The organism is Mycobacterium sp. TH-M82 (assembly GCF_057473605.1).
Genome location: NZ_JBYCKY010000684.1, coordinates 1 through 22652 on the forward strand (window position 1 = coordinate 1; position 22652 = coordinate 22652).

Genomic DNA, 22652 nt, shown 5'->3' on the forward strand with positions numbered 1-22652 from the left:
CCGTAAGCGGTACACACAATTTCGTTGCTAACGGGATCGCAGCCCATAATAGCCTTGAACAAGATGCCGACATGGTGATCCTGCTGAACCGGCCGGATGCGTTCGAACGCGACGACCCGCGCGGGGGAGAGGCCGACTTCATTCTCGCCAAACACCGCAACGGCCCGACCAAGACGGTCACCGTCGCGCACCAGCTGCACCTGTCGCGATTCGCCAACATGGCGCGGTAACTGTGGGGTGTCGAGATGCAATGAAGATTGACAAGCGCGCATTGATTGTTAAACAACAGCGTCAGTCGATCTGAGTGTCTGGCAGCATAAGTGCAGGTCAAGCCGCTAACTGCCGACTCGGCCCCAAGATCTTGTCAAAGTAGCTGCTCGAAATGAGAGTCGCGCGCCGCTGGCTTCCGCTTCAGGTGCAACCACTTAAGGGTGAATCGATCGATTCGTGGCTGGAGGCCAGTGCACGTGCAATGGGGGGCACCGTCGGAACCCTTGCGGCAGCCGCAAAGCTTCCGACTACCGCGAAGCCGCCTTGGTTGACCTGCCTGCCGCCGGCGCAGGCGCAGTTGCTCGCGGCGGCCACCGGTGTACCGGCGGAGTCGTTCGAAGCGATGACGCTGAGCAAGTACGACGGGACCGCCTTGCATATTGATGCGGACACGGAGCGCCTTAATCCAAAATTCCCCTTCGGAGCTCTGCCAAGGTCCCGGTTCTGCCCTGCATGCCTACGCGAAACGGGCGGTCGGTGGCAATTGCGCTGGCGCCTCGGTTGGTCCTTCGCGTGCCTGGAACACAATTGCATCCTCGTCGACCAATGTCCCGGCTGCGGAAGCTATCAGCGATCGACCCAGTACTACCGCCGCATCCAGCCTCCAGCCACCTGCCGTTGCGGCCTCCCACTGGGAACGGTTCCAGCGTTGCGGTGGACCGATAGACACGACTTTTCGTGGGCGCAGGAGGCGGTCAATGAGGTTATTGACGACGGCTACTATGATTTCGGAATTTTCGACGCGTACCCACGACTTTTGGAGGAGGTCCTGGGGGCTGTCCGAAGCCTTGCCAACAGGATCTTGAACTATTCGTCGACCCACAGCCTGACGATTCAGGGCATTGAGGATGACCTGACGGGCGAGCATACGGTAGGTTTCACGTCCTCACAGGCGCGAGAAACACTGAATAACAAAGCGCCGCTTCGTGCTCTGGATGTTGCCGTCGGTACCACATTGGCCTTGAAGGTGTTGCGGCACGCAAGCGTGGCCGACTGTGGGATGGCCGCACGATGGTTCATTGCAGGGCAGAACGCCACCAGCGGCCCAGCGGAAATCCGCTCATGCGTTCGAGATAGCGACATCGCCGCTGCCATCGTCTTGAAGGCGCGTAACGCCGATCTGGGTCCTGAACTCCAGCTGCGATACCGCACTGCAACGACGCTGCCGTGCGCACCGATCCCCGGTCAGAAGCGAATCCAGAAGAAGGCTGCCCGGCTGCCGGCGGCAATCTGGACGCGATGGGCGTCTGTGTTGCTATCCGGCCGTCGCAAGACTTTGGTATTCCGCGAGACACTGTCGTGCGCCACACTGCTCGTGGGTGCAACCATCAGGCCCGTTGCGGCAGTGGGCCTCCTGGGCGTCGTCGAGAGTCACAGCATTTTGAATAACAGGCTGTGGGTTTTGTGCGACTCAAACTACTGGGAGTCGATGCAGCAGGCGCTCGTCCGGTTAAGTGACTTCCTAGAGCAGGGCAGTGGCCGGATCAACTACGAGCGCCGCCGCCAGCTCGATTACTCCCTGTTGGTCAGCGATGACTTCTGGCAGCAACAGATGGAAGGCGATGCTGGCTCGCTGCCGACGGGGAGCTCGGTTGTGGCCGCGCATTGTTATTTGATTGAAAGGATAAGTGGTTCCCCGCGTCTCGCCCTTCAGTTCCACCCCGAGTTGGACTACTGGAGTTTGACGAAGCTCGTGACCGCTTTCACGGCGCACCTGACCGAGCCGGCGGTGGCGGCGCTGGATCAGCGTGCACGGAGCTTCCTTGCGGAGCAGGGAGTCAGTGAACCGGTGTACTGGCACCCGCCTCTCAAACTTCTTGACGGACTTAACTTCTCATAGGTGGCACACAAAACCGTGAGTGCACAGCAAATGCTGTGCACGAGTGAAAATGCACGTAAAAGTTTCGAAAATCGACCCAGTAGCGACCTCCAAGATGCATATCGTGGCGCACCTGACCCTACGTCGAAGGTTGAGGTAAATCCGATGAGTCGCAACAATGCACGGCAAAATGGCCAAGGCGCAGCAGACAGCGTTGTGCAGCTTGAGTGGACACTGCGCTTCCGCGACGGTGTGAAAACCGTATGGCTATGGCAAGTCCAAGGTGCTCCACCACTGGACCTGCTGGCTCCGATCCGGACCCCTCGGTCGTCGGCAAGTCATCGCCATATCCCAGTGACGGCATACACATTTACCAATTCTGGTGTCGTACACCTGGAATCAGGGCTTGAGCACGACCTGGTTCGCATACTCGACCGTGACTCCACCGTCTTGCGGATAATCTCCCAACCGTTCCGGTTGTCATGGCATACCGAAGAACCGGTTACCCACTTCCCCGACCTATTGACCCAGCACATCGATGGGAGCGTCACCGTATGGGATGCCCGACCACAAGAAAAGCAGGACGACGACTTTCAGGCCAAGAGCGTCGTCACCCGCCGCGCCTGCCAGCGGTTTGGATGGCGCTACACGGTGTTCGCCGGAACAACCGTAACGGAACGCATGAACATGTTGTGGCTGCACGGATTTCGCCGCAGACCGCCATGGGCAACGCATTTCGAGGAACAGATACAGCAGCTGGCTGAATGCGGCGACACGACAGTGGGCTCGCTTCTTTCCGCAGATGACGGGACAGGCGAACTCAAAACAGTGGTCTGGCACATGATGTGGACGGGCGCATTGGACATCGACATGACCGTGCCGTGGACGCTGCACACACCCGTTGTAGCGAGCAAGGAGCAGAGCCATGTCTAGTGGCCGTACCAACCTGGTCGAAGGAACACGCGTACTGACTAATCGAGGGTTCGCGGTCATCGACAAAGTCGAAGCAGCCAGCGTCATCTTGCAGTACGCCTACGGCGATACAACGAAAACCGGTTATGCGAACATTGATTCAATCCGCATCCTTGAGAACGGCGAAGCGTCAGCACTCTGCGAACCGCTTCGCCCACGGTGGGACGCCGTCAGCGACGAAGCCCGCGAGGCGGCGCTTTTCAAGTTGGGAATTGTTCAAGAGATCTTGACCGGTTACCGAGACGGCCACCCCGCTCTGGGACGTCCTGGTGAGCCGAGACCGCCGTTCGGTCCGAGTGGGGCTTCGGAGAGCCAGCGCTGCAGTGCGATGGCCATGGAATTGAATCTCGGGGCGCAACTCGATCGCAAACCGCCCCGTCGGATTCAGGACGAGGATTGCAGCACAGCGCATTACAGCCCGGTCACGATCAGAAGCTGGGTACGCGGGTTCAAAGAGCGTGGCCTGCTCGCGCTGATCGATGCACGAAGTACTCGCCAGAGCAAGTCCTGGGAGTTGATCGACGAGCGATACCGTCAGGTGGCCACCCAGATAGTGGACACCTTGGACGGGGACCGATCGACTATCTCTAATCAGGAGGTCGATCGCCGAACCAGAGTTCGACTGAAGGAAAACGGGATTGAGGACTTCCAGGCGCCGCAGAGAATCACCGGCCAGTTCCTGGCTGCCCTCAAACGGGAGCGAGGAGCAACGACGCGTGCACAAAAGAGCCGGAAGCACCGCAAGGTTTCAGGCGCAAAACACTACCCGGCGATTCGCCCGGGCCAGGTGGTCGCCATCGACGTCACCCGCGCCGACAATCTCGTTTACGACACACTGACTGGCCGCGCATGCAGCGTGGAGATCATCACCGCCATCGATGTCGCGACCCGCGTGGTTCTCGCGCTACGCGTCGTTCCCAGAAGCGCCAATGGTATCGAGGCAGGGCTGCTGCTCTACGACATCTGCCGCCCTTTCTCATTGCTGGTCGAGGGTACGTCCATCAGTCAGTGGAGGTGGGCGGGCCTACCTGGGCAGCTCGATCTCCGCGGCGTGGCCGTACGGGTCGGCAAGCGCCTGCTGGCACCGGACTTCAGCACTCTGCAGGGCGTGCACGGCATCCCGTCCGTGTTACCGGATGCCATCCGCTGCGACCACGGATCAATCTTCGTCTCTCAACATTTCCGGGCGCTGCTGGCGACCCTGGGAATCGATCTGATGCTCAATCGCGGCGGCAAGGCCAACGACAACCCACATGTGGAACGTTGGCACGAAACCATTCAGCGTGGGTTGCAGCAGATCCCGGGATACAAGGGCCGCAACACCTCTGAGCGCGGCAGACTGGTTAGCGAGGAGCCCCTGTTGACCGCATCGCAGCTGCGGGATCACTTACGTCGTTTCGTCGCACTCGATTACCACCGCAGCGCGCATGAGGGCCTGATCCTGCCCGGTGAAGAGGAGGCAAGGATGTGCCCGCTCGAGATGTGGGATGCGATGACTGAACTCACTGGGAGAATCGATGTGCCGCAACAATCGGATCTGATCTACCAGTTCCTCCCGGTTCGATGGGGGACCATCAGCCACGCCGGTGTGGAGTTCAAGAACCTGGTGTACGACTCGCTGAGAGTCTTTGAGCCCTATCGTTCGGTGCCAGTCGGGCAGTTCCGACCTGAAGACCGCGCGGCACCCTTCTTCTACGATCCGCAAGATCTCTCGCGGATCTGGTTTCGCGATCCCGCGACGAAGCGAGTCGAACCCATTGAATGGCGCGGCTCGGATCGCAGCGTCGCGCCCATGACCGCGGCGATCGTCGATGCCGCGTGTCGACGGATACGCCATCGAGGCGGCAACCTGGTCTTGAATGGCGATTCCGCCACGCGCCAGATCCTCGACGAACTCACCCAGATCACCGAGGCACCTGCAAAACCGAAACTGCGCAAAAAGCTCATCGCCGCCCGGTTGCGGGTGGAGCAGGCCAAGGCCGATCACGCCGAGGCGCAGCAGCATCAAGACCAGGTGCCGCCCCCGCGGTCACGCCCACGGCGGCCATCGCCGGCGCACGACGTGTGGCCCGAGCTTCCGGAAGGTGCCTAAACCATGGATGCGCAGCTATGGCACGACTACTGCACGATGCAGCCACCAGCAGAGCCCCAACCGGTCACCGTGCGGCAGTGGAAGGTAATGACACGTCAGCAACGGGCAGCCCATATCGACCATTTGACCGAATGGCTGCAGAGCCTGTTTCTGCCCACTGGCGATGTGGTGGCGATCTACGACAGTGTCGACAACATTGTTCGAATCAATAAGTTGACTCCACCGGGTGCGAAGAGCCTGCCCGCGCTCTCAGGACCGAACTACGCCGGCAAGAGCACGATGATGATGCGCTGGGCGCGCGAGAAGTACCTAGCGTGGATTGCTGACGCTGAATTGGACTCCTATGGCCGGCCGATCATCCGCCCCGAACCGGGGTGGGAAGTCGATCTGGATCCCGTTGTGTGGATTGACCTTGACGCCGCTGCCCAGATCAAGGACGTCGACGCAGCAATCCTGGGGTTCTTCCACCTGTCGGCCGAGGGAGCAAAACGCGACATATCGATGGCGGCGATGGACGCGGTTCGAAGACACCGAACACAGATCGTCATTATCGATGACGTTCACCTGCTCAAGACGAACTGGAAATCGGGACGCGACGTGCTCGACCACATCAAGCACCTCAATACACGTCTTGGTCAGATCGGCGTCACACTTGTTCTCATCGGTGCCGATCTCGAAGCCCGAGACCTAGTGCATGACCCACAAATCGCGGCCCGTCTCCGGCTGAATCGGTTCGGGCCGTACGAGATCGACGATCTCGACGCCGATCGGATCGGTTGGCAAGTGATCGTGCGTGATTTCGAGAAGCTGCTGCTGCCTCATCTGCCGCGAAGTCGGCCGAACGAGCTGCACACCAAGCTTGCGGCCGAGCTCTATCACCGCACGCAGGGCTACCTCGGAGACCTCAAAGCGCTGCTCTGCGAGGCGACGATCGGGGCAATCACTGATGGCACCCACAGGATCCTGCTCCGGCATCTCAACGTCGTGATGTTGAGCAAACGTGCAGAGGAACAACGTCTGGTACCCAGCTGAAAAGCTGGGCAACGCCAGCACGAAAGTCACGGCGATGGTCCAGTGACCGCTGCCCCGATCGCACCTCCTCGTCAACCACGACTGGAGTAGTGCACATGGCGGTGGCTCACCGGGGCCCAGGCGCGGAGGCGCGGGAGCCGCGAGGACGTTAACCAGCTATTCCACGGAATGATGTGGCGACGACTGGTCGAGCACAAGGGAGCGCAGCGCCGCGCGCGCCGGCTCCGGAAGGCGATCGCGGAACACGCGGTAGGCCGCCTTGATCCGCGGGGTAGGCGGCGCTGGCCAGGCAGGGCTGACATCGAGTAAGCCTTGAGCCACCTCGCACCACATCCAGGTGATCGCGTAGGGCGACGAAGTGGGCCGCCGATGCGGTGTCGTCGTCGTCCGCCAAGTTTCGAACCAACCGCCGGGGTCTCGGGTCAGTGCGCGGACCCGAGCCTCATGCTCGCGGAAATTGCGACTGCACGAGAGCATGTCCATCGCGGTGTTGACGGCGTCGGCGAATACCTTTGGAGTGACCCGCAATCGGGCGCTGGATGCGCGGGCGGCGCGGGCACCGATCGCGGGAGCCAGACCGATTCTTACTGCGGCATCCGACCAATTGGCCACGTCTGCCACGAGTCTGACCATGCACAGTGACACATACAATCTGCCCGTCCATTCGTATCCACCGAGCATCTCGTCAAAACATGCGTGGTAGATGTCGGTGTCGATCAGTTGTGGAATGGCCGAGCCTTGAAGCAATTCACTGCGACGAACCTTCTGAAGGCGTCGCCCGACGTGGTGACGCTGCCTAGCTGCGGTATTGATGAGCCGCTCCATCGTCGGTGTGCGTGTCGTGCGATTCACTAACCACGCGCATGGGCCGTTTTTCGCCTCGGCGATCAGACCCAGCCAGGGGCACAGGCGGGTAGCGGCGTCTTCAATGTGTATCTGCTGAAGGATGTCGGCAGCATCGGTGAGAACGTGCCCTCGGACCACCGCACTCTGGGGTGGGCTGATTCCCCAGCGTGGCCCGCGAAGGTTTGTTGTACGATCACGGGCTTCGGCGTGGAGAACCTCGGCCCAGTTCCTTACCTGCGGTCCGTCTGGCCGCGACAGCAGGTGAAGCAACAAGGTTGCGACATGCCGTATCTCAGCGAGGAAGAGTCGAGGGTCAACGCGCCTGCCTAGCATCGGCACGGTCTCGCCGGCCAGCGCTTCGGCCAAGATTGTTGCGGTGCTGAGCACCTGTGGTGGAGCTGACTCTGGAACGTGTCTAAGCACCGATTGCCTGCATGGATTGCGTAGGCCGACAGGGTTCGCGCATAACTGTTGCGGGCCGGCCAGGGGGCGCAACGGCGAATAGCGGTGAGTGCGGAATCGATGACCGCAACCACTGCAGTGCGCCGTCAGGAAGACCCCGTGGCGAGGACACGTCGCGGCAAGAGGCAGTCGCCATTCCACCGCCCAGATGCCGTCCTCGACCAGGCACAGCGGGCACGCCTGCGAGCCGCACTGGGGAAACCAGCCCTGGGTCACCACGTGCCGGAAGGTGTGCCGACGAAGAGGATCCAGCCCGTCGAGATACAGCGGCAACCCGTCGTCGAACCGCAGGAGGGTGGCATGGGCAACGGAAGCCTCATCGACGCCACTCAACCTGGCGATCCTGCTGATGATCAAAGGATCCGGTTTGATCATCATGAAAGCCGCACCGGGGGAGCCGAAATGCTCAGCCACGGTAAGAAGCCGCAGCATCTGAGGTGGTGACAAGCCGTTGGCGATAGCGAGCCGTTCCAGAAAGCTGTCAAGGGATTCCCGCGCGTCCAAGGCTGGTCGACTCGGCAGCAGGCCTCGTGTAACCACAGCAGGCTCCGCCTACAGTTCCAGCGATGCGGCACAGCGTCGGCACGAAGACCCACGGCGGCACAGTTCAGTGCCCTCACCGACGACTGGTGCGGTCAAAACGACACCCAGAGGTCGGCATCGAGGAGTACCCCCACCAACGCAATGTACTACTAGTAGGGCATTAGGAGTGAGTCGGGCGTGTGGCCAATCTGCGACGACAGACGCCGGCGCGCCGGGTCGATCACAAGCGCAAGGCCACGTCAACGGCAAGTGGTTTCGCCACCGCTAGCCGCCCAGGTAGGGGTCAGGGCCTCCGGGGTCGCAAGGGCAACCCGGCTCGGCGGCCGCCCCCGCGGCCCGTAAGGATCTGTCATCGCTAAGTGCTGCCGGCCGCGATCGCATCGCACACCTGTCGATGCGGAACAACTTCGCCGTGTCCAACGGGACGGTGCTGCGAGGGCGGAAAAGGCCTGATCGCCGTACCATCCACAGAAAGCCCTACTAGTAGGGCTGACTTCTAGGGTTTGAGCGTGAGTACTGGATTGCGTGCCGACGCGCCCCAGTCAAAACGACCCCAAGCGCGTCGCCGCATGGGAGCGCCGACGTCGGATGGTCGGGACACGGATCCAAAGCTTGCGTATCGAGCGCGGCTTAACTCAGGAACAACTGGCGCAGCTGTCGGGGGTCTCGCGCAACGTGTTGATGGATGTCGAGCATGGCCGCCGGGGAATACTGCATGAGCGGCTCTTCGACATCGCCAAGGCATTGGGCGTACCGGCCGTTGATCTCCTCGAAGGCATTCGCTGAGAGCGATCAGCGATGCGACCCGGCGAGGTTCGGCGAACCGCAGTTCAACTGCGAACCGTCGGCCACGCAAAACCACCCCTTCTCTAAGTCGGTCAGGATGCCGTGATGGCTCAGCCCCGCTCACCAGATGTGTGGCCGCCTGGTCGATTCGCTGCCCCGGTCCGATGTGACACCCTGGCCGCGGGTGCGGCGCAGGTGGGTGATCCGCAAAACGGTGTCTCGGCCAAATGTGTTGACCGAGCGGTGTGTTTCTTGGGCGACAAGAACGACGCCTTCCCTTTGGCGAGCGAGGTCACTTCCGTCCGGCCGGGGTTGAGCGCGAAATCGCCCTTCCGATGGCTATAGTGCAGATACGCTTACTAGCCCTACTAGTAGGGTTTACGACGCCGTTCGGAGGTTCTTCCTGTTGCAGAGTGGGGCTCGACGCGGGGAAGACGCAGAAGGCGACGGTATGGGCGCGGCGGCGGACAGCAGATTGTGAAAACAGCGAATCGCCGACGCAAAGCCGCGCGGCGCAGAGCGCGCCAGCTCGGGCGGAATGACGCGGGTTGCCAGGCTCACCCAAGGGCTTGCGACGATCGCCGAGCCGTCGACGCGAACCTCGACAAACTGTTGATTGACCGCGGCTGGATGCTTGTTGAACGTAGTTGGGCGGGCGATGTCTATGACTGGCCGGCTTCGGCGGCGAATCGTGGCCACGAGGTGACCTATCTGATCGCTGCAGCGGATGACAGCCTGGACAGCGGCGCGCCGTACCGGGTGGCGCTGATCGATGGAGAGTTAAGGGCTTACGACGATAAAGACTGCCTCGCTGCGGATCTCGACGGTATTGAGGCGCGGCGGTTCGGCTGCTAGCTCCCGTGGATCTGAAGGATTTGACCTCGTCGCGGCTGTTTCGGCGCGCAGCGAAATGTCGTCGCTTTTGGCCCTGTCCCGTGGCCGCGCGGTCACGGGTTGGGCAGGCGAGTTCCACAGGCAGGACACCAGGTGACGTTGGTGCCGAGCAATGCTTCGATCGAGGACAGATCATCGCGGTGCAGTGTGCAGGCCTGGCGGGCGAGGTGGATACGGATGGTGTCGATGATGAACTGCGCCCGCTCAACGGGCGTGGTGCCGTAGCCGTCGTCATCGGTTGTGCCGTGGGCGATTACGTCGCCTTCACCTAGCTCTTTGTCCTTGTAGTGGATTGTGCCGTCGGTGTCGGTGCCGGCGATAGTGCGGGCGAAACGGCCACTGGGCCGCAGGTCGAGTTCGATGCGCCACTCACCGTGGCGCTCGCGGAAGTAGAAGCTGTGGCCGTCCACGGCGCCGTCCCACTGCTCAGGTGCCAGTCCGCCGTGGCTGCTCACGACGACCTCGTGCTGTGTCGCCAGCCAGGCTTGGAGGTCGGCTTCGGCGGCCTGTTCATCGGCGGTGATCTGTTGGCCCGCTGGTGATTCCCAGAAGGCTTTGATGTCGTTGCGCCATTCCTCCCAGGCTCGGCGCCGGTCTTGGGGGGTGCGGGCACAGGGGCAGGCGAATCCGTAGTCGTGCAGGTCGGTTTCGGGCAGCCGTGGGTGACACGAGCACCGGCAGCGTTCACCGGTGTCGATATAGCGCCAGACGGTGAGTGCATCGAGGGCGACGTCGGCGAGCACGTCGGGGTCGGCGGTACCGTGCAGGTCGAACACTGTGGTCAGGTGGTCGCGGTAACGTTGGCGTGCTTCGATGCGGGCGCGTTCGAGCTGCTTCTGGTGGTCGGCGGCTCCGGGAGTGTTAGAGAAGTCGGCGACATAAAGCTCCTTGGATTCTTCATCCATGCCATCGAGGATGGCATGAGCGCGCCGTGGTGTCGCCTCAATTGGTTGGGTCAGTGGAGCGGGTCGACCTTCAGCGTTTGCGGAGTGGGCCGCAATGCGTTCCGTGTGGATGGTGCTGCGTGGCAAGCTGAATCAGCGCTTGCTGGAAGACAAGGTTGACGACAGACTCGGTGGGTGCGATGCTGTTCGGCTGCCCTTTTTCCGACATGATGAATGAGGCGATGAACCGAACTGAGGACGAACTGAGCGACCTGACCGCGGAGCCTGCGGGCGGCGCGGAGGCGCATCGGCGACCTATTACCGACGTCGGCACGTGGCTGGAGAGCGTCGACGGTGGTGTGCGGCCCGCGCTGCGCGCCCTGGGCGAGCTGCTGGTCGGTGTCGCTGAGCACAGTGGCGCCGAGAAACCGGAGAACGCCGATCAGTTCACCGCCCGCTGTCTGGGAGTGGCGGGCTGCGGGCAACTGGTTGACGAGGAACGCGGCCTTAACCCGTTGTCGTGGTTCACCGTCGCGCTGGCGCTGGCCGAGTGGATCGATAAGTATGCGCGGGTTTGTCAGGTCGGTCCCGGTGAGTACGCCGACCCGCCGAGGTGGACGCAGACCCGGATCGGCGGTCAGGACTACCGCCACCCGCTATGTTTGCGGGTGTATTTTCCCGCCGGGACGCTGCTCGACGATGCCGGGTGTGTGATCGCCCTGCAGGGCCGGCAGAGCATGCTGCGGTCGGTCGGTGTGAGCGCCTACGTGGCGCCGGGCAACCAGGACCGCGCCCGCGTGCTTTTGGACGGGCTCGCTGAACGCGCCAACGAGCTCAATCCTTACCGGGGCCACGCGGTGCGCGCCACCCACACCGCCGGACTGACATTGACCGTCATCGACTTGCCCTCGACCGCGACCCGAGAGAACGTCATTGTCGCCGACCAGGTGTGGACTGAAATCGATCTCGGCGTCCGCGCGGTGCGCGACCGCCACGACCTGCTCAACGCCCACAGCCTCGGTGCGCGCCGTGGTGTGCTGCTGTGCGGTCCGCCAGGCACCGGGAAATCGGCCGTGAGCGCCGTCGTGGCTTGCGAGGTCGTCGGGGAATTCACCGTTATCTACCTCGAGGCCAAAGCCGGTACCCAGCTGCTCAGCGCCGTCGTGGAGGAAGCGCAGCACCTCGGCGGCCCGGTGCTGCTCGTGCTCGAAGACATTGACCTGTGGTGCCGAGACCGCAGCACCGGCGGTGCCGGGTTGTCGGAATTGTTGCAGGCCATGGACATTCAGCCCGACGCCCGCATCCTGACGCTGGCGTCCACCAACGACGCCGCCACTTTGGACCAGGCGGCCATTCGCACCGGGCGGTTCGACTCCATCGTCGAAGTCGGCTATCCGAAACCAACTGATTCCGCCCGGATTTTGGCGGCGCTGATCCGTGATCTGCCTGGCGGCCGCACGGTCGACTGTGCGGGTGTGGTGGCGGCGCTTCCCGAGCGCACCAGCGGCAGCGACATCCGTGAGATCGTGCGCCGTGCCGTGCTGGCCGGTCATGACGGACGCGTTAGCACCGCAACGCTTTTGGCGGAGGTGGGCAGCGGGCGCTACCGCCCCACGATTCCTGAAGGGATGTACCTCTAGATCAGCGAGGAGCACGACCTCCCTGAGCTCACCGATGCGCAGAAGATGCTTTGGCGGGCCGCGACCTCCGACCTGAGCGAAAAGGCAGAGCGTGTCTGCGACGGCACCGCGGCCACAGAGGACATGCACGCCGCACTCAGCCGCGTTATCTTCTGCGACATCGACCCCGAGACGTGTGCAACACCTCGTGCGTCCCGCCCGATGCTTGGCCGGTACGTTGAAGTGCTGGAGCGCATCCTGCGCAGAATCCCCGACGGCTGGGGCCGCTGGATCAGCCACGACTCCAGCTGGTACCCGATCGTCTCCAACCCCGATGAACGGCCGACCGCCATTGATCCGACTACGTCGACCATCGAGTCAAAGAGAAATTCGGTGCCCTGCGCTACTACTGCGCGCCCAGCGATGATGCGAGCATCGCGCTCCAACAAGCGTTCCCCGACGTCATCGACGAAGCTGAACGCATGCGTCTCGGCAAGGGAACACCGCCGCCCGCTCAACGGGCGTCATCCCTTACGCGATAACGGCTAAGGCCACCCGGGGCGGGTAGGTCTCCGATGAAGCGTGAATGTAGTCGTAGTTCAGCGACCGGAAGAACCGGGCGTAGGTCGCGTTGAGCCGACATTCAAGACCCCTGTCGCCGAATTGAGGATGCGGCGGGCACGATTGTTGCAGCTCAGACCGACACACCATGCCGGTGGTTCCGGATCAACCACGCTGCCGCGGTGTTCCACACGATCGTTGTGTGCGCGAAGTAGCGCTGTTAAAACCAGTGGGTCCGTCTGTGACTTCGGAATCGGGCAGCGAGCCGTAAACGGCCTGGTTGAAGGCCACGGTCGGCCGGTAGGATGAGCCAAGGCTTTGAGTTTGAGGAGGTGCAGCTGTGGAACGTCGGACACCCAAGAAGGTGGTCGTGTCAAAGGCTGCCGTCAAGAAGGCGGGGGTGCGCGCCACGAAGGCCTCGGCCAAGTTGGAAGGCAGGGTGGTTCCCGCTGGTTACAGCCGGTCGGCCAGCGTGAAGGCCTACATCGCGAAGCAGCAGTCACCTAAGCGCTGATGCCGCTGACGCCGGGCTACGGTGAGACTCCACTTCCGCATGACGAACTCACTGCCCTGCTCCCGGAGGTCGTCGAGGTCCTCGACAAGCCGGTCACGCGCGCTGCCGTCTATGATCTCGAACAGGGTCTTCAGGATTGGCTGTTCGATGAACTGATGCCGTCGGCGCTCGACGGCTCGTTGCCGCTCAATGAGCTTCTCAGCGACTACTTCGTGCGCGGTCTCCATGCGCGACTGTTCGGCCCGGCATGGAACTGGGCCGGCCGGTGGCGGAGATTAGAGCTCAACATCGGCGTCGCGCCTGAGCAGATTGCCGTTGAGCTCCGAAACGCGCTCGACACTATTGCTTACCGGTGGGAACGAACCGAGGACTGGACGCCTCGGCAACTGGGCATCGTCGTGCATGCCGAAACCGTGCGAATCCATCCTTTCGTGGACGGAAATGGGCGCACCACAAGGTTTCTCGCTGACCTCGTGTTCGCGGCAGCTCAGAATCCCACCCAGTTGCAGTACGACTGGGACCTTGACAAGACGCGGTATATCGAGCTGCTTCGGGCCTACGACGGACACCGCGACGTGGCCGATCTAGCGGCTTTCATTGGTGTGGAGCCTATCGAAGCATAACTGAAATACCCTGTTACACAACGTAATTCAAAACGCGGCGGCGTTTACCGGTAAGGCTGCATATCCGACTTCATCGGTCGCCCCTGTCGTGACGCGGCGAGAAGGTGAAGGCAGCTAGGGGAGGGGCCCTGAATGCTGACCCGTTTCCGCGCAGCTGATCGGGCTTCATCTGCTGCAATATGCAGACTAATTTCATGAATAATGCCGATTGTCGCTGGGGGACCGTAGCCCTCCCGAATTGAATGTGGTGACTTCGCCTCTAAACCGACCGGAGTGATTGGCTATTCGACGTAGTTTCCGACATCTACGTCATCCGATGGGTATCCGAGCGTCGGGTGATCAACGATGGCCCCGAATTAGTAGGGCTTGATACCGCCTGTATCGGATCGAGGTTGGATTTGTGCTCGCCGTGCTCGCGAATACGGGGAAGTCTTGTAATTCGTCGCAAAGTCCTCGAGGATCCCAGGAGTCGTTGTTCGCCGAGACCGGCAGAAGCGTGCATCAGGCAACTTCAAAAAGAGCTAACCCGGCCCTTCGGTGTATGCGAATCCTTGGAACGGAGTTGAAGTTTCGGGCAGCGAGCGCCGCGCTGTGGGGCCCGAGCCAATTCTCGGTGTTGCAATGTCTTGCTGAAGCATTTGCCCCGAATTGCTTTAAGAAGCTGGTTCCGACGAGCGTTGCCGGCGACGCTGCCGGCCGGCGTTTCGCTGGTTTCCCAGGTCGGTCTGCTCTGTGTGTAACCAGCCGAAGCGCGCGCGCCGTGTGTCACTGAATGCCATCACCTGTGGTGGTGTCCCAATTCAGGTCCTCGTCTTGGATCCCGGACCTGTCCGTGTCGGCCATGGTGGCTGTGCGCTCAGCCGCGAATGCGGCTTGTCGCTCAGCCTGTTCAGCTAGGTCTTCGAGGAGAGCCGCGCTGGCGAGCCTGCGCAGCGAGCTTGTCGTGGGTTGGGGTCGGCACCTGAATGGCGCTTGTATCTGGTGCCATGGATTGCATATTACCCTGTCTACCTTTCGTGCGCTTTAGATTTGTTTGCATTTTTTGTGCTTTAGAGTTTAGGCGCCGGACGCCGTGGTTCCGGATGGGTCAGCTGACTCTAGAATTCGTGGACATAACCGCTTTGCTTTTTAGTGCCTTGGAAAGCGACCACCATATCGCGCTCTATCTGCAAATGCATCACAAATTCACCACGACGCTTCCATGCCTGGTCAAGCTGCGCGCGCCATCAACAAGCCGAAGTTGCTTGGAATGGATGGTGTCGTCGATGAAAAAACTCTCCCGCGATTACATACACGCGTCGTATAAGACTTTAGGCGGCTCAGAGATCGTGGTCGATTGGCCTGAGCTTGATGCTGACGCTGTGGCGCGAGGTAGAGCGTGGCGGACACTTCCGTGGTATTTGGGTCAGCGCAACTATTCGGGACTTTATTGGTGCGCAACTGAGCGTGCCCACGTCGGATACGAGTACGCCTGGAGCTGTCTCGCTTGATGGTGGCGGATTTCGATCGTGCCGCGAAACGCATTGCTAGTCAGCCGTTCTGGCTGAACGCGGATTCGGGTAGCCGCGGGTGACATGCGCACCGGCAGCGCTCGCCGCTGTCGACGTAGCCCCAGACGGTGAGCAGGCTGGACATGTAAATCCCAACCCTGGATTACATACGAGGCTGTGACGGCTCAGGGAGGACCCAGACATGCATCGTCCGATCACATCCACACATCCCCGCATCGCCGCGCTACCCTGTGCAGGGTGGATGAGTCGACGGGTCGCGCGCTTGGTGCGCTGTTGGCTAAACATCAGATTGATCTGACCGTCGACGAGGTCCTGGACGAGCTGGACTCCGCCTTTGCGGCCATCCCCTGGGCAACCACCCTGTCGGCGACAGAAGTGGATTTCCTGCGCATGCGCGTCGAACCCCAGGCAGCATCCGTGATCGACGCCTGGTCGGCCGATGACGAACGTCGGACCCGCGCCCGCATTGCGGTGCGCCAACTCAGCAGCGCGCTCTCAGGATCGGTCAGCATCAAGGAAGCCGCCGCGATGCTCGGCGTCGACCGCTCCCAGGTGGCGCGGCGCATCACCGGAAAAGCGTTATGGGCCTTCGATCTTCAAGGGAGTCGACGTATCCCGCGCTGGCAGTTCCTAGGTGACGACCTGCTTCCAGGCTTGGACGCGATCGTGCGCGCGATACCACGGGGCATCACCCCCGCGGTTCTGGATATATTCATGCACACCCCGCAACCCGACTTCGACGACCGCACCGCGATCGAGCACCTGGCCGGCGGCGGCGACCCGGCGTTAGTTGCCGGATTCATCGCCGACCTCGGGCGCTGGTGAACCTACGGCCCACCGAAGGCGCCACGAACGGGCCCCCGAACACCTCAGCAGGGAACCCACCACATTGCTGACTACACCGGCGCGCTATCGCGGGTCCACCGCACCGAAGGTGCCTCAGCCGTGGAACAAGCTGCGCACCTAGATAGGGGCCGCGGCCGCGCGCGGTGGCACCTACACCCGGGTCCTGCTAGTCGGGGAGTAGCGAATGACGAGGTCCGGTCGGCGACATAGTTGTCGATTATCGGCGATTCGGAAGAAAAATTGCGCGCGCGCCGCGAACCGCCCCCGAGAGCCCGAGTTCGGCCATCAGCCGCTCGACGGTGCAGCGTGCCACTGCGACGCCTTTGCGGTTAAGCGCCAGCCACACCTTGCGCGCGCCGTAGACCCTGTAGTTGACGGCGTGGATCCGCCGGATGTGCTCTTTGAGTTCCTCATCGCGGACCTCGCGGCGACTGGGCGCACGGTTCACCTGGTCGTAGTAGGTCGAAGGGGCGATCTGGACGCCGAGTTCGATGAGCGCGGCGCAGATTGACTGGACACCCCACCGCAAACCATCAGGACCCCCGCGGCGGCCCTGATGATCGGCGATGAATCGACAGACTAGTGGTGTGGCCGGTCCAGCTCGGCCGCGAAGAAAGCCGAGGCAGTCTTCAGAATTGCGTTGGCGCGCTTGAGTTCTGCGTTCTCACGCTTCAACCGTTTGAGTTCAGCGGACTCTTCGCTCGATACGCCGGCACGCGACCCGTCGTCAATCTCTGCCTGGCGAACCCACTTGCGCACTGTTTCGGCGGTGCCGACCCCAAGCAGCTCCGAAACCGCGCGCATAGCCGCCCACTCGGTCTCATGCTGCTCGCGGATCTCGGCGACCATCCGCACCGCCCGCTCCTGCAGCTCCGGCGGGTACCTCCTCGACGAATTCGCTGGCATGACTCCATCCTTCCCAAGAAGCGGAGTCTCCGGACATGCCGGGGCGGTTCAGCACCGGCAAGTCTCACACCCTGATCGGCCTCGGGGTCGCAGCCATCCACGCCGGGCACAAAGTCCGCTACTTCACCGCCGCCGACCTCATCGAAACCCTCTACCGCGGCCTAGCCGACAACACCGTCGGCAAGATCATCGAATCCCTGCTGCACGTCGATCTGATCATCCTCGTCGAGTTGGGCTTCGCCCCACTCGACGACACCGCAACGCAACTGCGGTTCCGGCTCGTCGCCGGCGCCTATGAACGCCGCTCCCTGGCTATCGGCTCGCACTGGCCATTCCAAGAATGGGGCCGCTTCTTGCCCGAGCAGACCACCGCAGTCAGCATCCTGGACCGCCTCTTGCACCACGCCACCGTGGTCATCACCGACGGCCAGTCCTACCGCATGAAGGACGCCCAACACCGAAAGGAGAACCCACAACCAACCTAAGAATCACCGCACGGGGTGAGGGCTTCTATCTGGCCACCAGCGGGGACTTCTACTTGGCCATTGACACTTGCGAACTTTGTGGAGAATCAGGCCGACTTCAAAAGAGCAGCTACCGATGAGCAGCTACCGATTCAAGACGCTGTGCGCCGCGTGCGCAGACGCCCACAGCTATCACATCGCACTAGCTCGGCGCTGAGCGCCGCTGCGCGTTCAATGCTGCAGTTACCCACGTCTCATGTGCGGCGGCGAGCAATACCGGGCAAGATCCGTTTATGGCGCAAAGGTTTCAAGAAAATCACCGGCTTCGACACGCACCGCCTGGCGACGCAATAGCGGCCTATCCGAAAAGCGGCGACCTCTACGGCGCCCGCGGCGGGCCGTCGGGGAGCCACCAAAGCACCGGCTGACGTAAATCTCGTAATCGGCCAATAGCGCCGCCCGGATCCGTCGGCGCCCGTAGGTGCCACGAGAACGTTGATGGATCTCAGTGATCGTGTCAGCCACAATCAGGCGGCGCACCTCACGATCCGGAGCAGGGCGTCTGCGGTGGTACTGCAGCAAGGATCGCGCTAATCCTGTTATCCGACAAGCAGATCGAGCTGAGTGCCCTCGCGCGACCAGCCCCCTAGCGATCGCGCGTCGGCGTTTTGGGGGCACCACCTCCTGCTCATCGAACAGCTCGCAGGCATCCCTGGGTCAGGGCTAACTCTGCATCGAGTTGCGCGATGCGTTCGTGAGCCGCGGCGAGTTCGTCGGGCTCCACGCTCAGGGTGCCCTCGATGACTCCAGCGTCGAGCGTCGACAGCGCCTTCGCCAAGTCGACGCCGGTCGCGCCGGGCAGCCGCTCATCCATCTCCAGCATGAAGTCAGCGCGCAGCGCGGCCTTAGAAAATGCTGATGATGCGATCGTGTTCGCCCTGCGGGCCGGTGGCTTCATACGGAGTGAGGACACCGAACGCCGTGACTGCAGCCGTCAAGGGCGGGACCCCACACACTCCAACCTAGCGGCGTCGTGACATTCGGCAGCGCCTCCGACACGTTGACCGTCATCCACAGCGTGTCGGCCGCTGACGAACTGTGCACCGCACGGGCTCCTAGCGGAGATTGGTCGAGGCGGGGATATTGAGCCAGCCGTTGGCCGCAGACAGGTCAGGGAATCGCTTGGCTCGGTCCATATGCAGTGAGTAGTCGGGGATGCGCGGGAGGAATTGCTCGAGGATGGCGACGCTTTCGATCTTGGTGATAATGGCGCCGATGCAGCGGTGGACACCGAACCCGAATGCCATGCTTTGGCTGAGCTTGCGGTTCGGATCGATGGTCACGGGTGCCTCGAAGACGGCATCGTCGTGGTTGGCCGCGGTGAGCACCAGCAGCAGGAATTCGCCCTCCTTCAGCTGCACACCACCGAGCTCGACGTCGCGTGTCACCCGGCGGGCGGTGGTGGTCTCGGGGGTGATCACCCGCAGGAATTCGTCGACGGCTCCCGGGATGAGCGAGGGGTCGTCGATGAGGCGTTGGCGCAGGGCGCGATCATTGTCGAGGTGAATCAAGGTATTGGCGATCAGTGACTCGGTTGTTTCGAAGCCGCCGAACAGCAGTGTGACCAGGAGTGAGACGAGTTCTACGTCGGAGAAGTTCGCTTCGTCGTGGTGGATCAGCTTGCTGGCAACGTCGTCGGTGGGGTTGGTGCGTTTGTCGTTGACGACGCCGAAGACCATTGTCGCCAGCTCCAGCAGGTCGCTAACGTCGTCGTCGCCGGGTTTGCGCATGTATCCGGTGCGGATCGCGTCGATGAAGCGATCACGCAGCTCCAGCGGGAATCCGAGGTAGGTCATCATCGTCGTCGGTCCCACGACATGGCCCAGGTCGTAGACGACGTCGAACTCGCCTTTGGCAACGATGTCATCGATGGCTTTGGCCACGATGGCCTCGATTTGGGATCGCATCGCATCGCAGGCGGACCGGGTGAAAAAGGGGTTGAGGATCTTGCGCAGATCGGTGTGGCGGGGCGGGTCTGACTCGGCAGGCAGCAACGCCCCGCCTGGCAAGGGAATCGGAAACGACGGAATGAACAGGCCGCCGGCGCCGTCGGCGGTGCGCCCCGACGCGTAGGTCCCTGGGTCGAGCAGCACTTGCCGGACCAGTTCGTGCGAGGCCACGACGTAGTGTCCGCCGTTGCTCTCCGTGTAGGCGATCGGGTGGTCGAGCAGATTGCGTGCTCGGCCTTCGAGGTCGCGAGCGAATTGCTCCGAGTGGTGGTCGAAATCGATCACCGGAACTGACCGTGTGGTTGCTGTCATTGAATTCTCCTCATCCAAACGATCTGGGTGCCGATGGGTGTTGCCTCACGCTAGCAGTAAGTTGGACACTGTATCCAGATTATGAGTCCAGATAGCGTGTAGGGTGCGAGGCGTGGGCCTCCGAGGGTCCTTGCTGACCGATGTCGAAAGGTGTTCCATGCCGACTACGCAGACCGAGTGGGGACCGATTGGCGAGCGCTCCCATCCTGGTGCCGCGGGCCCAGACGATCCCGTTTACCGCGACAATGCCTACCTGTCGTTCTGGTCGCTGAGCGGTCCAGCGCCCCTGTATGGCGAGGCGCACGTCTCGACGTCGCCTAACAGCGAAGGCCGGCGGGCGCGCTTCACCGTGTGGCGCGACGGCCGGGTGGTGGAGATTCAAGAGCCACTCGAGCCGGGGAGCTTCACCAGCGACTCGATTGACTTCGACCCGCGGGGCAAGGTTAGGGTCGACGCCCCCGGAATCTCGGCGACGATCGATTACACCCTGCGCTATTGTGTAGCCGACTACACCACCAACGCCGTGCTGGGCACGGTGAAGGAGTCGACGCTGCAGCACTATCAGCAGGGTGTGGATGTTGCTGCGTTGATCACGTTTGGCGGCACGACGTCGGAGACTGCTTGCCGCGGTGTGCGGGACCGGACGTTCGGCTTCCGCGACGAGCCGCGGCAGTGGATCGAAGGGGTGGGTTTTTGCGCGACCTTCGACGACTTCGACTTCACCGCCATTCGCAATGTGACCTCCGACGGTAACGCGGTCACCGATGGTTTCATCCTCAGCGACGACGGCGCCTTGCGACTTACGGACCTGCAGTTCACGTTCGACCCGAACATGCTGTTGAAGGCTGACCTGGTGTTCGAGGACGGCAGCCAGCGAACGATCTCCCGGGTGAGCCGTCAGTATTGTCCGATCTGGTTTCCGCAGGGTCCGGCGACGACCGCGCCAGCGATGACGTCGTGGAGCGAGTACGACAACTTCGACGCGTGGGGGTCAGCGGGTGAGGGAATCGTCGGCCACTGGGTACGGCGGATCATATGACCACTAACGGTCAGGGCGGCATCGGGCAGCCACGCGATGAGCTGGAGTTGCGGCGCGATCCGCGGCACAGTTCGTCGGCCGCGGGCACCCTGTGGACGACGGTGAATGTCGCCGAGGCGATGCCGGGTGTCGTCACGCCGTTGGGATGGAGCATTTGGGGGCCGGCCAGCGACTTGGGTATGCGCAAGACGTTCGCCGCGTTTGGCGTTCTCACCGGGCCGGAAGTGCACGGACCGGCCGGCGAACACGACCGGATCATGAGCGTCTTCTACGGGCGCGCTGCGCTACGGGCTGACTTCTTCCTGGCGATGGGCGAGCGGCTTCCCGGAACCAGCGGCGCCGAGGTTGCCGAGTCGCTGTTCGCTGCGACTCCCGACAATTATGTGAGTCGCCCCGAACGCCGGTACTATCTGCGGGCGGCGACCCGTGTCCCGGTCATCACCGCCCGGGCGCCGCGCCTGATCCGGCGGGCGCGGACTGAGACCGACCGGTGGTGGCGTGCGGAGATCGGACGCGTTGACGGTGCCGATCTGGTGCGGGCGCAGCACATCTTGGAGACCGCGGCGGACCGTTTCTTCCGCAACGCGTACCTGCACATGTTGACGACGTTTGCGGTCGTGCAGCTGGCCCATGACCAGCTGAGCGCGTTGATCGATGCTGCGGGTGTCGGAGCGGGCCTGCTCTCAGGAGTAGGCGATCACGAGGAAACACGCTTCGTTCATGATCTGTGGGCGTGTTCGCGGGGCAACCTCGACCTCGCGACGTTCCTCGATCGGCACGGGTATCACGGCCCACACGAGGGAGAGATCTCCGGGCGGGTCTGGCGTGAAGACCGCGCCCCGCTGCAGCGCATGCTCGCCGCCTACACTGCACGCGGCGAGGACGCTGATCCCCGCGAGCGGGAACGGGAATTCCGCGCTCAACGCGAACGCGAGAAGCGGGAACTGCTGGCGTCTCTGGGCGGCGCGCAGCGACTCAAGGCGCGGGCCGTCATTGCCCTGGCCAGCCGCGCCATCCCGCTACGCGGTGTCGGGAAGGTCGCGTTCCTGCAAAGCCTCGATGTCGCCCGTGCGGCTGCCCGGCGGGTTGGGCACCTACTCGCGTCCCAGGGGGTCATCGACGACCCAGAAGACATTTTCTTTCTGACCCGCGAAGAGATTCGGGACAGTGAATGGGATCAGGCGCGCTCGCGGGTCGAGTTCCGGCGTCGATGCCATCGGGAGTTCCAACGATTCGAGCTTCCGGTGAAGTGGGAAGGTGCACCCGAACCGCGGCTGATCGACTCCCTCAGCCACTCGGTTGAAGTCATCGAGGGGATCGGTGCCAGTCCCGGCGTCGTGCAAGGCCCGGTTCGGGTGGTGACCGAACCCGATGACATCGACATCGAGGACGGTGAGATCCTGGTCGCTCGCACCACCGATCCCAGCTGGGCGGCGGTCATGTTCCTTTCGGCCGGGCTTGTCATGGATATCGGTGGAACACTCAGCCATGCCGCGGTGGTCGCCCGCGAACTGGGGATTCCGTGCGTCGCCAACACCGGCATCGGCACGCGCGTCCTGGTGACGGGGGACCGATGCCGCGTCGATGGCACCACCGGGCGGATTGACATCCTCGAACGGGTCGCCGCGCGAGGTACCCCCGCATGAGA

At 62.5% G+C, this 22652-nt stretch carries 18 protein-coding genes and 2 pseudogenes; 14 read left to right on the top strand and 6 right to left on the bottom strand.

The window, feature by feature from the left end:
- The 5 genes from AC2VON_RS19990 to AC2VON_RS20010 form a co-directional block, all read left to right on the top strand.
- A partial coding sequence (locus tag AC2VON_RS19990) for a DnaB-like helicase C-terminal domain-containing protein (RefSeq protein WP_486954498.1) occupies positions 1 to 230 on the top strand: 230 nt, incomplete at its 5' end.
- A 152-nt stretch (positions 231 to 382) separates the two neighbouring features.
- On the top strand, positions 383 to 2110 hold the full coding sequence (locus AC2VON_RS19995) for a TniQ family protein (protein ID WP_464508572.1): 1728 nt from the start codon (positions 383 to 385) through the stop codon (positions 2108 to 2110).
- 144 nt (positions 2111 to 2254) lie between these two features.
- Complete coding sequence (locus AC2VON_RS20000; protein WP_464508578.1) at positions 2255 to 3022, top strand: TnsA-like heteromeric transposase endonuclease subunit; 768 nt, start codon at positions 2255 to 2257, stop codon at positions 3020 to 3022.
- An 88-nt stretch (positions 3023 to 3110) separates the two neighbouring features.
- Entirely contained in the window at positions 3111 to 5153 is a 2043-nt protein-coding gene (locus AC2VON_RS20005) for an integrase (RefSeq protein ID WP_486954499.1), read from the top strand.
- Between the two features lie 3 nt (positions 5154 to 5156).
- Positions 5157 to 6185, top strand: a complete 1029-nt coding sequence (locus AC2VON_RS20010) for a TniB family NTP-binding protein (RefSeq protein ID WP_486954500.1) — start codon at positions 5157 to 5159, stop codon at positions 6183 to 6185.
- A 156-nt stretch (positions 6186 to 6341) separates the two neighbouring features.
- On the opposite strand, the gene AC2VON_RS20015 is transcribed toward AC2VON_RS20010, so the two are convergent.
- Complete coding sequence (locus AC2VON_RS20015) at positions 6342 to 8033, bottom strand: TniQ family protein (protein WP_486954501.1); 1692 nt, start codon at positions 8031 to 8033, stop codon at positions 6342 to 6344.
- Positions 8034 to 8561: 528 nt separating this feature from the next.
- Between AC2VON_RS20015 and AC2VON_RS20020 the strand changes: the two genes are divergently transcribed.
- Positions 8562 to 8822, top strand: coding sequence for a helix-turn-helix domain-containing protein (locus tag AC2VON_RS20020; RefSeq protein WP_459969801.1), 261 nt, complete (start codon positions 8562 to 8564; stop codon positions 8820 to 8822).
- Positions 8823 to 9299: 477 nt separating this feature from the next.
- On the top strand, positions 9300 to 9677 hold the full coding sequence (locus AC2VON_RS20025; protein WP_139809216.1) for a hypothetical protein: 378 nt from the start codon (positions 9300 to 9302) through the stop codon (positions 9675 to 9677).
- A 92-nt stretch (positions 9678 to 9769) separates the two neighbouring features.
- Here the strand turns inward: AC2VON_RS20025 and AC2VON_RS20030 are convergent, their stop codons facing one another.
- A complete protein-coding gene (locus AC2VON_RS20030) occupies positions 9770 to 10621 on the bottom strand; it encodes a hypothetical protein (RefSeq protein ID WP_084027664.1) in 852 nt (283 codons plus the stop codon).
- Between the two features lie 221 nt (positions 10622 to 10842).
- Here AC2VON_RS20030 and AC2VON_RS20035 point away from each other — a divergent pair, with 221 nt between their 5' ends.
- From AC2VON_RS20035 to AC2VON_RS20050, 4 genes are all read left to right on the top strand, one after another.
- Positions 10843 to 12240, top strand: coding sequence for an AAA family ATPase (locus AC2VON_RS20035; RefSeq protein ID WP_464509108.1), 1398 nt, complete (start codon positions 10843 to 10845; stop codon positions 12238 to 12240).
- Positions 12241 to 13120: 880 nt separating this feature from the next.
- Complete coding sequence (locus AC2VON_RS20040; RefSeq protein WP_486954502.1) at positions 13121 to 13294, top strand: hypothetical protein; 174 nt, start codon at positions 13121 to 13123, stop codon at positions 13292 to 13294.
- Positions 13294 to 13917 carry a Fic family protein gene (locus tag AC2VON_RS20045; protein ID WP_464508599.1) on the top strand — a complete coding sequence of 208 codons (624 nt, stop codon included), beginning with the start codon at positions 13294 to 13296 and terminating at the stop codon, positions 13915 to 13917. Before AC2VON_RS20040 ends, AC2VON_RS20045 begins: the two co-directional genes overlap by 1 nt.
- 1748 nt (positions 13918 to 15665) lie before the next feature.
- Positions 15666 to 16253 (top strand): helix-turn-helix domain-containing protein, encoded by a 588-nt coding sequence (locus AC2VON_RS20050; protein ID WP_139809215.1) that lies wholly within the window; start codon positions 15666 to 15668, stop codon positions 16251 to 16253.
- Positions 16254 to 16524: 271 nt separating this feature from the next.
- Here AC2VON_RS20050 and AC2VON_RS20055 read toward each other — a convergent pair.
- Positions 16525 to 17180, bottom strand: a pseudogene (locus AC2VON_RS20055) (IS3 family transposase); the annotation flags it as partial.
- Positions 17181 to 17221: 41 nt separating this feature from the next.
- Here AC2VON_RS20055 and AC2VON_RS20060 point away from each other — a divergent pair.
- Positions 17222 to 17665, top strand: a pseudogene (locus AC2VON_RS20060) (ATP-binding protein); the annotation flags it as partial.
- A 270-nt stretch (positions 17666 to 17935) separates the two neighbouring features.
- Here AC2VON_RS20060 and AC2VON_RS20065 read toward each other — a convergent pair.
- The 3 genes from AC2VON_RS20065 to AC2VON_RS20075 form a co-directional block, all read right to left on the bottom strand.
- Entirely contained in the window at positions 17936 to 18325 is a 390-nt protein-coding gene (locus AC2VON_RS20065) for an IS3 family transposase (protein WP_369689507.1), read from the bottom strand.
- Positions 18326 to 18332: 7 nt separating this feature from the next.
- On the bottom strand, positions 18333 to 18602 hold the full coding sequence (locus AC2VON_RS20070) for a hypothetical protein (RefSeq protein WP_139809214.1): 270 nt from the start codon (positions 18600 to 18602) through the stop codon (positions 18333 to 18335).
- 157 nt (positions 18603 to 18759) lie between these two features.
- Positions 18760 to 19965, bottom strand: coding sequence for a cytochrome P450 (locus AC2VON_RS20075; RefSeq protein WP_486954503.1), 1206 nt, complete (start codon positions 19963 to 19965; stop codon positions 18760 to 18762).
- Between the two features lie 157 nt (positions 19966 to 20122).
- Between AC2VON_RS20075 and AC2VON_RS20080 the strand changes: the two genes are divergently transcribed.
- Both AC2VON_RS20080 and AC2VON_RS20085 read left to right on the top strand, forming a co-directional pair.
- Complete coding sequence (locus AC2VON_RS20080) at positions 20123 to 21004, top strand: hypothetical protein (RefSeq protein WP_084027671.1); 882 nt, start codon at positions 20123 to 20125, stop codon at positions 21002 to 21004.
- The gene (locus AC2VON_RS20085) at positions 21001 to 22650 is read left to right on the top strand and encodes a PEP-utilizing enzyme (RefSeq protein WP_464508612.1); all 1650 of its coding nucleotides are present in this window, start codon (positions 21001 to 21003) and stop codon (positions 22648 to 22650) included. Before AC2VON_RS20080 ends, AC2VON_RS20085 begins: the two co-directional genes overlap by 4 nt.
- The last annotated feature ends 2 nt before the right edge of the window (positions 22651 to 22652 follow it).

Bases quoted from the DNA above. Each gene is read 5' to 3' on its own strand.
- AC2VON_RS19995 (WP_464508572.1), top strand. From the start codon at position 383: ATGAGAGTCGCGCGCCGCTGGCTTCCGCTTCAGGTGCAACCACTTAAG.
- AC2VON_RS20000 (WP_464508578.1), top strand. From the start codon at position 2,255: ATGAGTCGCAACAATGCACGGCAAAATGGCCAAGGCGCAGCAGACAGC.
- AC2VON_RS20010 (WP_486954500.1), top strand. From the start codon at position 5,157: ATGGATGCGCAGCTATGGCACGACTACTGCACGATGCAGCCACCAGCA.
- AC2VON_RS20030 (WP_084027664.1), bottom strand. From the start codon at position 10,621: ATGGATGAAGAATCCAAGGAGCTTTATGTCGCCGACTTCTCTAACACT.
- AC2VON_RS20035 (WP_464509108.1), top strand. From the start codon at position 10,843: ATGAACCGAACTGAGGACGAACTGAGCGACCTGACCGCGGAGCCTGCG.
- AC2VON_RS20045 (WP_464508599.1), top strand. From the start codon at position 13,294: ATGCCGCTGACGCCGGGCTACGGTGAGACTCCACTTCCGCATGACGAA.
- AC2VON_RS20070 (WP_139809214.1), bottom strand. From the start codon at position 18,602: ATGAAGCCACCGGCCCGCAGGGCGAACACGATCGCATCATCAGCATTT.
- AC2VON_RS20075 (WP_486954503.1), bottom strand. From the start codon at position 19,965: ATGACAGCAACCACACGGTCAGTTCCGGTGATCGATTTCGACCACCAC.
- AC2VON_RS20080 (WP_084027671.1), top strand. From the start codon at position 20,123: ATGCCGACTACGCAGACCGAGTGGGGACCGATTGGCGAGCGCTCCCAT.
- AC2VON_RS20085 (WP_464508612.1), top strand. From the start codon at position 21,001: ATGACCACTAACGGTCAGGGCGGCATCGGGCAGCCACGCGATGAGCTG.